The following is a 13,201-nucleotide window of genomic DNA, read 5'->3' as shown; positions in this document are numbered from 1 at the left end:
AGATGCAATCCGGGTGAGGGGGACTCTCCGCGCGGATGGTGTTGACCACCCGTGCGGCTGCCCCTCACCCCGACCCTCTTCCCCGCAAGAGCGGGGAGAGGGAGTGCAATGGCGCTCGCGGGAACAGCTCGATCTCATCTCGTCGAGTCATGTATATCGCACTGTCGTCCTTTACCGTTCGCTAACTTTGCCGGGCGGCTTTCGCTTCAGCCAGAGCAAGGCTATCTCCGCCCTCATGGACCGCGCGACCGACCTCTTTCCAGGTGCAGCCAGCACGACCGGCGTGGTCGACGTGCTGGTTCCGGTCGCGCTCGACCACACCTATTCCTACCGCGTGCCGCGCGGCATGGATCTGAAGCCGGGCGATATCGTCGGCGTGCCGCTCGGGCCGCGCGAGGTACTGGCGGTGGTGTGGGCGGAGAATGCCAATCCGGATCCGCGGCTGCACAACCGGCTCAAGGATGTCAGCGAGAAGCTCGAGGTGCCGCCCCTCAAGCCGGAGCTGCGCTCGCTGGTCGACTGGGTCGCCAATTACACGCTGTCGCCGCGCGGCATGGTGCTGCGGATGTGCCTGCGCATGGGCGAGCATCTTGGCCCGGAGCGTGTCCGGCTCGGCGTCCGCCTGGTCGGCGAGCCGCCCAAGCGGCTGACGCCGGCGCGGCGGCGGGTCATCGAGGCGGTGTCCGACGGTCTGCTGCATGGAAAGTCCGACCTCGTCCGCGAGATCGGCGTCTCCAGCAGCGTGATCGACGGCCTGGTCGACGAGGGGACCCTCACGGTCGAGGCGATGCCGCGTGCGCTGCCGCCGCCGGCGCCCGATCCGTCGTTCGCGCAGCCCGAGTTCTTCGACGCGCAGCTGGCCGGCGTCGCGGCGATGCGGGCGCTGGCCGCCGATGGCGGCTTCCAGGTCGCGCTGCTCGACGGCGTCACCGGCTCCGGCAAGACCGAAGTCTATTTCGAGGCGGTGGCCGAGACCGTCCGCCGCGGCCGGCAGTCGCTGATCCTGATGCCTGAGATTTCGCTCACCGGCCAGTTCCTCGACCGCTTCTCGCGCCGCTTCGGCGTGCGGCCGCTGGAATGGCATTCCGAGCTGACCCCGCGCACGCGCCAGCGCAACTGGGCGGCGATCGCCGCCGGCGAGGCGCCGGTCGTGGTCGGCGCCCGCTCGGCGCTGTTCCTGCCCTATGCCGATCTCGGCCTGATCGTCGTCGATGAGGAGCACGATCAGGCCTACAAGCAGGACGAGGGCGCGCACTACCACGCCCGCGACATGGCGGTGGTGCGCGGCCACATCGCCAAATTTCCGGTGGTGCTGGCCTCGGCCACCCCCTCGGTCGAGACCGAGGTCAATGCCCGCAAGGGCCGCTATCAGCGCGTCGCGCTGCCGTCGCGGTTCGGCGGCCAGCACATGCCGCATATCGAGGCCATCGATCTCCGGCGCGAGCCGCCGCCGCGCGGCCGCTACATCTCGCCGCGGCTCGCCGGCGAGATCCGCACCGCGATCGAGCGCGGCGAGCAGGCGCTGCTGTTCCTGAACCGCCGCGGCTATGCGCCGCTGACCCTGTGCCGCGCCTGCGGCCATCGCTTCGCCTGCACCATCTGCGACGCGTGGCTGGTCGATCATCGCTTTCGCCAGCGCCTCGTCTGTCACCATTGCGGGTTCTCGATGCCGCGGCCGCCGACCTGCCCGCATTGCGCGGCCGAGGAATCGCTGGTCGCGGTGGGGCCCGGCGTGGAGCGGCTGCAGGAGGAGGCGGCGGCGCTGTTTCCTGAGGCGCGCAGCATGGTGCTGTCGAGCGACCTGATCACCTCGATCGAAACCATGCGCGCCGAGCTGACCGAGATCGCCGAAGGCCGCGTCGACCTGATCATCGGCACCCAGCTCGTCGCCAAGGGCCACAACTTTCCGCGGCTCAATCTGGTCGGGGTGGTCGATGCCGATCTCGGCCTCGGCAATGGCGATCCGCGCGCCGCCGAGCGCACCTGGCAGCTTTTGAACCAGGTGATCGGCCGCGCCGGCCGCGAGCAGGGGCGGGGTCGCGGCTATCTGCAGACCCACCAGCCCGAGCACCCCGTCATGAAGGCGCTGGTCGCCTGCGACCGCGAAGCTTTCTACACCAGCGAAATCGACGCGCGCGAGCGCACCGGCTATCCGCCGTTCGGCCGGCTGGCGAGCCTGATCATCTCGGCGGGGGATCGGCCTACTGCCGAAGGCTTCGCCCGCCGGCTGGTCGCGTCAGCGCCGCGTGAGGAGGGCGTGTTGCTGCTCGGCCCGGCCGAGGCGCCGCTCGCGGTGATCAAGGGCCGCTACCGCTTCCGGCTGCTGCTCAAGTCGGCCCGTAATTTCGATCTGTCGGATTATCTGCGCCACTGGCTGGCGCATGCCGAGAAGCCCAAGGGCAATCTCAAGCTCGAGGTCGACGTCGACCCGCAGAGCTTCCTCTGAGCTGCTCGCGGTCTTGCGGACTCGGCGCGCGGCCGGCAATCTCGGATGATGTCCACGCTGCCATGGATCGCCGCCTTTCTTCTCGGTGCTCTTGCGCCTGCGGCGCTATTTGCAGCGATCTCCGGCAAGGCGTCCCAAATGTTGCCGCTGGCCTTCGCGGTCACGATTGGCCACGCGCTCATTCTCGGCGTCCCGGTTGCACTGCTCTATCGCTGGAAGCGGTGGAAGCGTCTGTGGGCTGCGGTCGCCGGCGCGGCGTTGATCGGAATGATTCCGGTCGGCATCCTGACCTGGCCACTCGATCCATCCAGCCGCGGTTGGGATTCGGTGAATGATGTCGTCCAATGGGTCGACGGCATCCCGACCTTGGCTGGCTGGATCTCATATGCAGAGTTGCTGGCGTGGATGGCGGTGCTGGGCGCGATCGGCGGCCTTATCTTCTGGCTGACGCTGCGCTGTTGCGGATTGATACCGGGGGATGCGCAGACGAGTTTCAGGCCCCGGCTCGGTCTTTTGCTCGCCTCGCTTGCCGTCGCCGCATCGGGATCGGTGGCAGCGCTCCCGATGCTCTCGGCGGACCGTTCTTGTCACAATGTGTTTCGGGACGGGCAGCGTTCCGTCAGCGCCGTCGTCAATATCGATCTCGATATCGTGCAGGCGGATTGGCGGGATCTCGCGAAGCTCCTGGAGCAGTTCGGCCAGTCGCGGCAGATGTCGTTCCGGGACCTCAGCCAGAGCCAGGCCCCGACGGTCGATATGCTCTACCTGTCGCTCTGTGCCGAGGACAGTCCGGTGATCTCAATCGATGAGCAGCACTGGCACACCGATCGGCTTCCTCCCAGTAACAGGGGGGTCGGTGTCAGGATCTACGACCCGCGTGGTGGCCACGATTGGCCGGCGCTCGCGCGCGAACTGGTTGCGGCGTTGGACGGCAGGTGGAGCGGAAAGGTTCGCTTTCGCGACTATGGCGGCCGCCTCGTTCCGGCACCTTCCGAACTGTCCTCTCCAAGAGGTGCGCCGCCGGGATAGGCGCGTCGGTCGACGGAAGTGCTCTTCATCCTTGCGAGCGTCGCAATCGAGCACGCTGACGACCGGCAGAACTCGGACTGCCTCGGCGCTCCGCCCCGACTCGCTCCTCAGCACGCTGACGCGCGACTGCATCCACAAAGCTGATGCAGCGCCGATCAGCCGTGCTGAGGGAGGAAGACGTCTCTACGTTATGACACGACCTCGGCGGTGACGCGGCCGACGCCGGCGCGGGTCAGGCCGATGGCGCGGGCTGCGCCGGTCGACAGGTCGAGCACCCGGCCGCGGATGAACGGGCCGCGGTCGTTGACGGTGACGATGACGCTGTTGCCGCCATGGGTCACGCGCAGCTTGGTGCCGAACGGCAGCGAGCGGTGAGCGCAGGTCATCGCGTTGGCGTTCATGCGCTGGCCGGATGCGGTGCGGCTGCCGGACTCGTTGCCATAGTACGACGCCATGCCGGAGAAAGTGCGGCCGGTGCCGGACGACGGCGTAACCGCTGCGTTGGAGTTCATCCACGAGGAGCCGTTGGACGACCATCCGTTCGAAAACGAGTCGGCGGCGGGCTGAGCAGCATGACGCGCCATGTGATGATGGTGGTGGCGAGCGTGGTGATGGTGGTGCCTGGACCGGGCCGAGGCTTCGGTGGCGCTGCCGCCGACGATCAGCGTCACGGCAACAGCGAGCGCGGTGCGCGAGCCGGCGATCTTGCCAGCCGAGAGGTTCTTCAGTTTCAGCATCTATGTCCCTCGAACAGTATTGCCGCGTTCTGCGGCCAGTGGACCCCCGTCAGGTGTTGAGGCGCGCGCCGTTTGGTGGGGCAATGAGGCGTGAATGGGGCAGTAGAAATTGTTCCGCTCTGATCGAAACATCTTGCATCGCGGTCTACTCATCACGGAAAATTCCGTAATCCACCGCGTTAACGGTTTATTAACGATCAAATACTTCAAAATACTGTTGAGTTAAGTTCTCACTTAGGATGCCAAGATGTCAGCAAGTAATGTCGGTGCGGGCTGGTCGGCGGCCGCCGGGCACCGCCGACGGGAGTCAAGGCCAAACCAGCATGGCGGCCATGCAGCAACAGCTGGAACCTTGCGCTGAGTGACTGGTATCGGGGGCGGGGCGCGCGCGGGCGGCCATCAGCGAGTCCGTTGGACCGCGCGTAGGCTCCGACCGCGGCGCGGCAACAAGGTGCCGAATAGCGGGCCGCCGCTTGTTGCGGCTGCGCGTACGCTATGTTAGCAAAGCGCCGCTTTTCGTGATCAAGCTGCTCTCGCGGCGATCGAAAATCAAAGTCCTGCTTGAATTCCAAGGGCTTAGCTGGTTTGCGCCGCAGCGGCGCGCCGGTGTCCCTCTTGTGGGTTGGGCGCATATAAAAAGAGCACGTCTGTGGCTGCTGAAGATCCCTCCGTATCCGGTGTGTCCGGTCGTTACGCGACGGCCCTGTTTGAACTGGCCCGTGACGAAAAGTCCGTCGATGCGGTCAAGGCCGATCTCGACAGGTTCAATGCCCTCCTCGATGAGAGCGCCGATCTCAAGCGCCTCGTCCGCAGTCCGGTGTTCGGTGCGGACGTGCAGCTCAAGGCGCTGAATACCGTGCTGGACAAGGCCGGCATCGCCGGTGTCGCCGCCAACGTGCTGCGCGTGCTGACCGCCAACCGCCGCCTGTTCGCGGTGACCGACGTGATCCGCGCCTTCAACGCGCTGGTCGCCAAATACAAGGGAGAGGCCACGGCCGACGTCGTCGTCGCCGAGCCGCTCTCCGACAAGAATCTCGACGCCTTGAAGGCCTCACTGAAGACGGTGACCGGCAAGGACGTCGCGCTCAACGTGAAAGTCGATCCAGCGATTATCGGCGGGCTCGTCGTCAAGCTCGGCAGCCGCATGATCGATAGTTCGCTTCGCACCAAACTCAACTCGATCAAGCACGCGATGAAAGAGGCAGGCTGATGGACATCCGCGCCGCGGAAATTTCCGCGATCCTCAAGGACCAGATCAAGAATTTCGGGCAGGAAGCCGAAGTCACCGAAGTCGGACAGGTGCTGTCCGTCGGTGACGGTATCGCCCGCGTCTACGGTCTCGACAACGTCCAGGCCGGCGAGATGGTCGAGTTCGAGAACGGCACCCGCGGCATGGCGCTGAACCTCGAGACCGACAATGTCGGCGTCGTCATCTTCGGCGCCGACCGCGAGATCAAGGAAGGCCAGACCGTCAAGCGCACCCGCGCCATCGTCGACGCTCCGGTCGGCAAGGGTCTGCTCGGCCGCGTCGTTGACGCGCTCGGCAATCCGATCGACGGCAAGGGCCCGATCCAGGCCACCGAGCGCAAGCGCGTCGACGTCAAGGCCCCCGGCATCATTCCGCGCAAGTCGGTGAACGAGCCGATGTCGACCGGCCTCAAGGCGATCGACGCCCTGATCCCGGTCGGCCGTGGCCAGCGCGAGCTGATCATCGGTGACCGTCAGACCGGCAAGACCGCGATCGCGCTCGACACCATCCTGAACCAGAAGCCGCTGAACGTCGCTGGCGCTCCCGAGAGCCAGAAGCTGTACTGCGTCTATGTCGCGATCGGCCAGAAGCGCTCCACCGTCGCTCAGTTCGTGAAGGTGCTCGAAGAGCAGGGCGCGCTGGAGTATTCGATCGTCATCGCCGCCACCGCGTCCGATCCGGCCCCGATGCAATATCTGGCCCCGTTCACCGGCTGCACCATGGGCGAGTACTTCCGCGACAACGGCATGCACGCCGTCATCATCTATGACGATCTGTCGAAGCAGGCCGTCGCCTATCGCCAGATGTCGCTGCTGCTGCGCCGTCCGCCGGGCCGCGAGGCCTATCCGGGCGACGTGTTCTATCTGCACTCCCGCCTGCTCGAGCGCGCCGCCAAGCTCAGCAAGGACCATGGTCTGGGGTCGCTGACCGCGTTGCCCGTCATCGAGACCCAGGCCAACGACGTGTCGGCCTACATTCCGACCAACGTCATTTCGATCACCGACGGCCAGATCTTCCTGGAGACCGATCTGTTCTTCCAGGGCATCCGTCCGGCCGTGAACGTCGGTCTGTCGGTGTCGCGCGTCGGCTCCTCCGCCCAGACCAAGGCGATGAAGAAGGTCGCCGGCAAGATCAAGGGCGAGCTGGCGCAGTACCGCGAGATGGCGGCCTTCGCGCAGTTCGGCTCCGACTTGGACGCCTCGACCCAGCGCCTGCTCAACCGCGGCGCACGCCTGACCGAGCTCCTGAAGCAGCCGCAGTTCTCGCCGCTGAAGATGGAAGAGCAGGTCTGCGTGATCTGGGCCGGCACCAACGGCTATCTCGATCCGCTGCCGCTCAACAAGGTGCGCGCCTTCGAGGACGGCCTGCTGTCGCTGCTGCGCGGCAAGAATGCCGACCTGCTCAACGCGATCCGCGACAGCAAGGATCTGTCCGACGACAGCGCCGCCAAGCTGAAGGCGGTCGTCGAGGGCTTCGCCAAGACCTTCGCCTGATCGCGAGGTCGTGGCCGGCTCCGGCCGGCGATCCACGCCCTTCGGGGTGGGACAACGTGACATCTCATGCCCGGCGCCAGGCCGGGCATGACCAATCTCAGGGTTGAGCGGTCGGGTCTTCAACGGATCGGCCGCCGGGGTGAGCTAGACGAACAATGGCGTCACTGAAAGACATGCGGGTCCGCATCGCCTCGACCAAGGCGACGCAGAAGATCACCAAGGCCATGCAGATGGTCGCCGCCTCCAAGCTGCGCCGCGCGCAGCAGGCGGCCGAAGCGGCGCGTCCCTATGCCGAGAAGATGGACGCCGTGATCTCCAACATCGCGAGCGCCACCATCGCCTCCGCCGGCGGCCCGAAGCTGTTGGCGGGCACCGGTCGCGATCAGGTGCACCTGCTGCTGGTCTGCACCGGCGAGCGCGGCCTGTCTGGCGCGTTCAACTCCTCGATCGTCCGCCTGGCGCGCGAGCGTGCGCTCGCCCTGATGAACCAGGGCAAGGAGGTGAAGTTCTTCTGCGTTGGCCGCAAGGGTTATGAGCAGCTTCGCCGCCAGTTCGACAAGCAGATCGTCGAGCACATGGACCTGCGCTCCGTACGCCAGATCGGCTTCGCCAATGCCGACGAGATCGCCAAGAAGGTGATTGCCCGCTTCGAGGCCGGCGAATTCGACGTCTGCACCCTGTTCTACTCGCGCTTCCGCTCGGTAATCGCGCAGATCCCGACCGCTCAGCAGATCATTCCGCTGGTGGTCGAAGCGCGCCCGGCCAATGCGGCGCCGCTGGCGCCTTACGAATACGAGCCGGAAGAGGACGAGATCCTGGCTGGACTGCTGCCGCGCAATCTCGCGGTGCAGATCTTCCGCGCACTGCTCGAAAACAACGCCTCGTTCTACGGTGCGCAGATGTCGGCCATGGACAACGCCACGCGCAACGCCGGCGAGATGATCCGCAAGCAGACGCTGATCTACAACCGCACGCGTCAGGCGATGATCACCAAGGAACTGATCGAAATCATTTCGGGCGCCGAGGCGGTCTAGCCGGATCGCGCAGCGCCCGTTGAAGCGCAACCCAGGAACATATCCCGGTCGAGCCGACCGTGGTTTCGTATACGGATCGTAAGGAGAGACACTCAATGGCTACCGCAGCCAACCAGATCGGTCGCATCACCCAGGTCATCGGCGCCGTCGTCGACGTGCAGTTCGAAGGTCACCTGCCGGCCATTCTCAATTCGCTCGAAACCAAGAACGCCGGCAACCGCCTGGTGCTCGAAGTGGCCCAGCATCTCGGCGAATCCACCGTGCGCACCATCGCGATGGACACCACCGAAGGTCTGGTCCGCGGCCAGGAGGTGACCGACACCGGTTCGCCGATCCAGGTGCCGGTGGGCGTCGGCACGCTCGGCCGCATCATGAACGTGATCGGCGAGCCGATCGACGAGGCCGGTCCGGTCGAGGCCGAGGGCCTGCGTCCGATCCACGCGGACGCGCCGAGCTACACCGACCAGTCGACCGAAGCCGAGATTCTCGTCACCGGCATCAAGGTCGTCGACCTCTTGGCTCCCTACGCCAAGGGCGGCAAGATCGGTCTGTTCGGCGGCGCCGGCGTCGGCAAGACCGTGCTGATCCAGGAGCTCATCAACAACGTCGCCAAGGCGCACGGTGGCTATTCGGTGTTCGCCGGCGTCGGCGAGCGTACCCGTGAAGGCAACGACCTCTATCACGAGTTCATCGAATCCAAGGTCAACGCCGATCCGCACAATCCCGATCCGAGCGTCAAGTCGAAGTGCGCGCTGGTGTTCGGCCAGATGAACGAGCCGCCCGGCGCCCGCGCCCGCGTCGGCCTGACCGGCCTCACCGTCGCCGAGCACTTCCGCGACCAGGGCCAGGACGTGCTGTTCTTCGTCGACAACATCTTCCGGTTCACCCAGGCCGGCTCGGAAGTGTCGGCGCTGCTCGGCCGCATCCCCTCGGCGGTGGGTTATCAGCCGACGCTCGCCACCGACATGGGCGCGCTGCAGGAGCGCATCACCACCACCAACAAGGGCTCGATCACCTCGGTGCAGGCCATCTACGTGCCGGCCGACGACTTGACCGACCCGGCGCCGGCGACCTCGTTCGCGCATTTGGACGCCACCACCGTGCTCAACCGCGCGATCTCGGAAAAGGGCATCTACCCGGCGGTGGACCCGCTCGACTCGACCTCGCGCATGCTCTCCCCGCTGGTCGTCGGCGAGGAGCACTATCAGACCGCGCGTCAGGTCCAGCAGATTCTGCAGCGCTACAAGTCGCTGCAGGATATCATCGCCATCCTGGGCATGGACGAGCTGTCGGAAGAGGACAAGCTGACCGTGGCCCGCGCCCGCAAGATCGAGCGCTTCCTGTCGCAGCCGTTCCACGTCGCCGAAATCTTCACGGGATCGCCGGGCAAGTTCGTCGACCTCGCCGACACCATCAAGGGCTTCAAGGGCCTGTGTGAAGGCAAGTACGACCACCTGCCGGAGGCCGCCTTCTACATGGTCGGCAACATCGACGAGGCGGTCGAGAAGGGCAAGAAGCTGGCCGCTGAGGCAGCCTAAGGGCGAATAGGGAGCAGCGAATAGACGAGCTGTTCGCTGCTTCCTCCTTCACTACTCGCCATTCGCTATTCGCTATTCGCAGGTTTCCCCAATGGCTACTTTCCATTTCGATCTCGTCTCGCCGGAAAAGATCGCCTTCTCGGGCGAGGTCGACCAGGTCGACGTTCCCGGCCAGGAGGGTGATTTCGGCGTGCTCGCCGGGCATGCGCCGTTCGTGGCGACGCTGCGGCCGGGTATCCTGACGGTGACATCAGGCGGATCGCAGCAGAAGATCATCGTGCTCGGCGGCCTTGCCGAGATCTCGGACAAGGGTCTGACGGTTCTCGCCGACGTCGCCACGTCGCTGAAGGAGCTCGACCAGACCGCTTTCGCGGCCGAGATCGCCGGCATGGAATCCAAGCTGAACGAGAAGCAGGGCAACGAGCTCGATCGCGCGATCGAGCGGCTCGATCACTTCAAGACGATCCAGCAGCAGCTCAATACGACTGCGCTGCATTGATCCCACCGCACGACGTATGAATGAACGTTCATGGCCGGGCTCTGCCCGGCCATTTTCGTTTGGGGCTCGAACGTCGTGCGCCGGTCGATGACTACTTCAAGGGAGGCCGGTTGCATGCTCACCGATCTGACGGCATGCTCCCGGCCAATCCAGCGGGCGCGGTGACATGGCAGGACAGATCGTCTTGAAACGCAAGATCGCGGCGATTTTCGCCGCCGATATCGCCGGCTATTCGCGCCTCGTCGCGGAGGATGAAGAAGAGACGCTACGGCGACTGGCGGCCTATCGCGAGGTCGTTGACGACTTCATCGCGCGAGCCGGCGGCCGCATCTTCAACACCGCCGGTGATGCGGTGCTCGCGGAATTCCCCAGCGCGGTCGAAGCGGTGCGTTGCGCGATCGACATCCAGGAGAGCCTGCGCACGCGCAACATGGCGTATCCGCCGAGCCGGCAGATGAGCTACCGCATCGGCATCACCATCGGCGACGTCGTCGAGCGCGACGGCGATCTGCTCGGCGACGGCGTCAACATCGCAGCACGCCTCGAGGGCCTCGCCGACGTCGGCGGCATCTGCATCTCGCGCGCCGTTCATGAGCAGGTCGCCAACAAGCTGTCGGTGCAGTTCGCCGACATGGGCGCGCGGGAGGTCAAGAACATCCCGACCCCGGTGCACGCCTATCGCGTGGCGATGCGCCGCGAGGACGGCACCTACGCGCCGCCGGAAGAAAAGAAAGCCGCCCGCGGGGGCGGGCTCCGCCTGATCTGGCGAATTGCGGCCGCCGTGGTTGCGCTCGGAGCCGTCGGGGTCGGGACCGAGCTCTATCTGGATTATCGCGATCCGCACCCCGCGCAGCGCGATGCCGCCAAGGCGGCCGCGGAAGCGCTGGCCCGGCTGTCGGCCACGCCGGCTTCGCCGTCCTCGGTCCCGTCTGCATCCCCATCCCCCGCGCCGACGCAGTCATCCGTCGCCAGGCAGCCGGCCGACTCGCCGCAGCCGCAACAGTCGCCCTCGCCTTCATCCACTGTCGCCGCCGAGAAGTTTGCACCCGAAGCCGTGCCGTTCGTGAGCGAGCGGACCCGCATTGCACTGGCGCGCGACTACGTGCCGGCACCGGATCACAAGGCGTTCGCGACCACGATCAACGGCGTCAGCGCCTATGTCACCGGACAGGCGAGCGACGACGCGGCGAAATCGGCTGCGCTGGAGCAGTGCCAGCAGCGCGCGGAAAATGCGAACGGGCCGCGCAAATGCGAACTCTATGCCGTCGGCGACAATGTCGTTTACGTGCATAGCAAACCGCCGTTGCCGCCGCAGCCCTGGGTGCGCCACGACCCGATGACCGAGCGCGCCTTCAGCGCGGCAGAGATGCCGCTGGTGCGCGATACAGGCCGGGCCCGGCTCGAAGCGAACTACGGCACGGCGCGTCGGACCAAGGCCATCGCGCTCGGGCCCGGCGGGCAGTTCTTCTACAGCGTCGGCGGCGACCTCGTCGACGATGTGGTTCGCCGCAATCTGGAAGCCTGCGGTGCCCAGGCGGGCACCGCCTGCATCATCGTTGCGCTCGACGATGCCTTCGTGGTGCCGATACCGACCGTGATGAAAGCCACCGGCTTCTTCCGCGCGGCCATCCATCAGGCGATCGCCCCGGAGGCGCGCGAGGAGGTGGCGCGACGTCTCGAGGCCGCGACGTCGGGCTGGAATGCAGTCGCGGTCGGCACGGCCGGCCACCCCGGCTTCGGCCTCAATGGCGACCGTGAGGAGACGGCGATCGGCGGCGCGCTGGCCGACTGCGCCACGCGCGACAACGACTGCCGGGTGATTGCGATCGGGCCGTTCACGGTCGAGGACAATTAGGCCGGCGAACTCTCGCGACATCGCCTTTCCGAGGCGCGCGGAGCGTCGGCCCTTGAATGACGAAGAGCCCCGCGCTCCGACGTAGATCAGTCGCCAACGTTGGCGAGATGCGCAAAAGCCTGCGCCACCGCGCGATAGACCTCGCGACGAAACGGCACCACCAGCTCCGGGACGCGCGCCAGGCGGTCCCAGCGCCAGGCGTCGAACTCGGCCGGCTGGCCGTTGCGCGGCGTCACCGGATCGATGTCGGCCTCGCGCCCGGTGAAGCGCATCGCGAACCATTTCTGGCGCTGGCCGCGAAAGCGCGCGAGCCGGTGGTTCGGATCCTCGAATGGCGGAAATTCGTAAGTCAGCCAGTCGGTCTCGCCGAGGATGTCGGCGTCGCGAATGCCGGTCTCCTCCCACAGCTCGCGCCGCGCTGCCGCCTGAAGATCCTCGCCGGGGTCGACGCCGCCCTGCGGCATCTGCCATTCGAGCCCGGGCAGCACGATCTCCGGCCCGTCGTCGCGAAAGCGGCGTCCAAGGAAGACGAGCCCTTCGGCGTTGAGCAGCGCGATACCGACATTCGGACGATAGGGTCTGGTCTCGGTCATCCTCGAATCCATGAGCTGTCGTTCGCATGGCAGTGCATCATGACGGCATCGTCGCGACGCATCTGCAGAGATTCCCTGCAGCTCCTGCGCAGAAGCGGACTAGCGGATGTCGGGTACCGCGTCGAGGGCGGGGATCGCGATTCAATCGCCTGCGAGCGGAGCGAATTCCTTGACCACGCGCTCATAGACCGGCCGCTTGAACGGCACGATCAGCCCCGGCAGGTTCTTCATCGGCTCCCAGCGCCAGCTGACGAATTCCGCCTTGTGGTGGCCGCCGCCGGGGCGCTCGACATCGATCTCGGCATCGGCCCCGGTGAAGCGCAGCGCGAACCATTTCTGGCGCTGGCCGCGATAGCGCCCCTTCCAGGCACGGCCTGCGACCGTGCGCGGAATATCGTAGGTCAGCCAGTCGCCGACCTCGGCCAGCTTCTCGACGGAGCGCACGCTGGTCTCTTCATACAGCTCGCGCTTGGCCGCCTCCCAGGCATCCTCGCCGGGATCGACGCCGCCCTGCGGCATCTGCCAGACATGGGTGTCGTCGACATGCTCGATTCCGCCGGCGCGGCGACCGATGAAAACCAGCCCCTCCGAATTGATCAGCATGATGCCGACGCAGGTGCGGTAAGGCAGGTCCTCGTAGCGCGTCATTCCGGTCTCGGCCTTCCTGCGGGGACCCCTGCGCCTCGCCGCGCAGGCCTCCCGCTGTCACGTCGCCAGTCGGGCCGGCG

At 66.3% G+C, this 13,201-nt stretch carries 11 protein-coding genes; 8 read left to right on the top strand and 3 right to left on the bottom strand.

The genetic code is table 11. The features are described from left to right. Window positions 1–235 precede the first annotated feature (235 nt). Together ACQR13_RS01280 and ACQR13_RS01275 are read left to right on the top strand one after the other, a co-directional pair. Complete coding sequence (locus tag ACQR13_RS01280) at window positions 236–2,446, top strand: primosomal protein N' (RefSeq protein ID WP_315750634.1); 2,211 nt, start codon at window positions 236–238, stop codon at window positions 2,444–2,446. A gap of 45 nt (window positions 2,447–2,491) precedes the next feature. Then, a complete protein-coding gene (locus ACQR13_RS01275) occupies window positions 2,492–3,475 on the top strand; it encodes a hypothetical protein (protein ID WP_315750636.1) in 984 nt (327 codons plus the stop codon). Window positions 3,476–3,663: 188 nt separating this feature from the next. Here ACQR13_RS01275 and ACQR13_RS01270 read toward each other — a convergent pair whose 3' ends face one another. After that, window positions 3,664–4,212: a septal ring lytic transglycosylase RlpA family protein gene (locus tag ACQR13_RS01270; RefSeq protein WP_315715933.1), complete on the bottom strand. Its 549-nt coding sequence runs from the start codon at window positions 4,210–4,212 to the stop codon at window positions 3,664–3,666. A 649-nt stretch (window positions 4,213–4,861) separates the two neighbouring features. On the opposite strand from ACQR13_RS01270, the gene ACQR13_RS01265 reads away from it, so the two are divergent. The 6 genes from ACQR13_RS01265 to ACQR13_RS01240 all read left to right on the top strand — a co-directional run bounded on the left by ACQR13_RS01265 (window position 4,862) and on the right by ACQR13_RS01240 (window position 11,880). Continuing rightward, window positions 4,862–5,422, top strand: coding sequence for a F0F1 ATP synthase subunit delta (locus tag ACQR13_RS01265; protein ID WP_315750638.1), 561 nt, complete (start codon window positions 4,862–4,864; stop codon window positions 5,420–5,422). Next, window positions 5,422–6,954, top strand: coding sequence for a F0F1 ATP synthase subunit alpha (gene atpA, locus ACQR13_RS01260; protein ID WP_315715935.1), 1,533 nt, complete (start codon window positions 5,422–5,424; stop codon window positions 6,952–6,954). The genes ACQR13_RS01265 and atpA overlap by 1 nt, the downstream gene beginning before the upstream one ends. A 155-nt stretch (window positions 6,955–7,109) precedes the next feature. After that, entirely contained in the window at window positions 7,110–7,988 is an 879-nt protein-coding gene (locus ACQR13_RS01255) for a F0F1 ATP synthase subunit gamma (protein ID WP_315715936.1), read from the top strand. 95 nt (window positions 7,989–8,083) lie between these two features. Continuing rightward, window positions 8,084–9,526: a F0F1 ATP synthase subunit beta gene (gene atpD, locus ACQR13_RS01250; protein ID WP_315715937.1), complete on the top strand. Its 1,443-nt coding sequence runs from the start codon at window positions 8,084–8,086 to the stop codon at window positions 9,524–9,526. 91 nt (window positions 9,527–9,617) lie between these two features. Further along, window positions 9,618–10,025 (top strand): F0F1 ATP synthase subunit epsilon, encoded by a 408-nt coding sequence (locus tag ACQR13_RS01245; protein WP_315715938.1) that lies wholly within the window; start codon window positions 9,618–9,620, stop codon window positions 10,023–10,025. Between the two features lie 166 nt (window positions 10,026–10,191). Continuing rightward, complete coding sequence (locus tag ACQR13_RS01240) at window positions 10,192–11,880, top strand: adenylate/guanylate cyclase domain-containing protein (RefSeq protein WP_315750640.1); 1,689 nt, start codon at window positions 10,192–10,194, stop codon at window positions 11,878–11,880. Between the two features lie 86 nt (window positions 11,881–11,966). On the opposite strand, the gene ACQR13_RS01235 is transcribed toward ACQR13_RS01240, so the two are convergent. Together ACQR13_RS01235 and ACQR13_RS01230 are read right to left on the bottom strand one after the other, a co-directional pair. Further along, entirely contained in the window at window positions 11,967–12,473 is a 507-nt protein-coding gene (locus ACQR13_RS01235) for an RNA pyrophosphohydrolase (RefSeq protein WP_315750642.1), read from the bottom strand. Window positions 12,474–12,614: 141 nt separating this feature from the next. Continuing rightward, a complete protein-coding gene (locus ACQR13_RS01230; RefSeq protein WP_315715941.1) occupies window positions 12,615–13,121 on the bottom strand; it encodes an RNA pyrophosphohydrolase in 507 nt (168 codons plus the stop codon). Window positions 13,122–13,201 lie beyond the last annotated feature (80 nt).

This window comes from Bradyrhizobium sp. HKCCYLRH3059 (genome assembly GCF_051168035.1).
In the GTDB taxonomy this organism is placed as follows: Bacteria; Pseudomonadota; Alphaproteobacteria; order Rhizobiales; family Xanthobacteraceae; genus Bradyrhizobium.
This window is presented reverse-complemented; position numbering and strand designations above follow the sequence as displayed.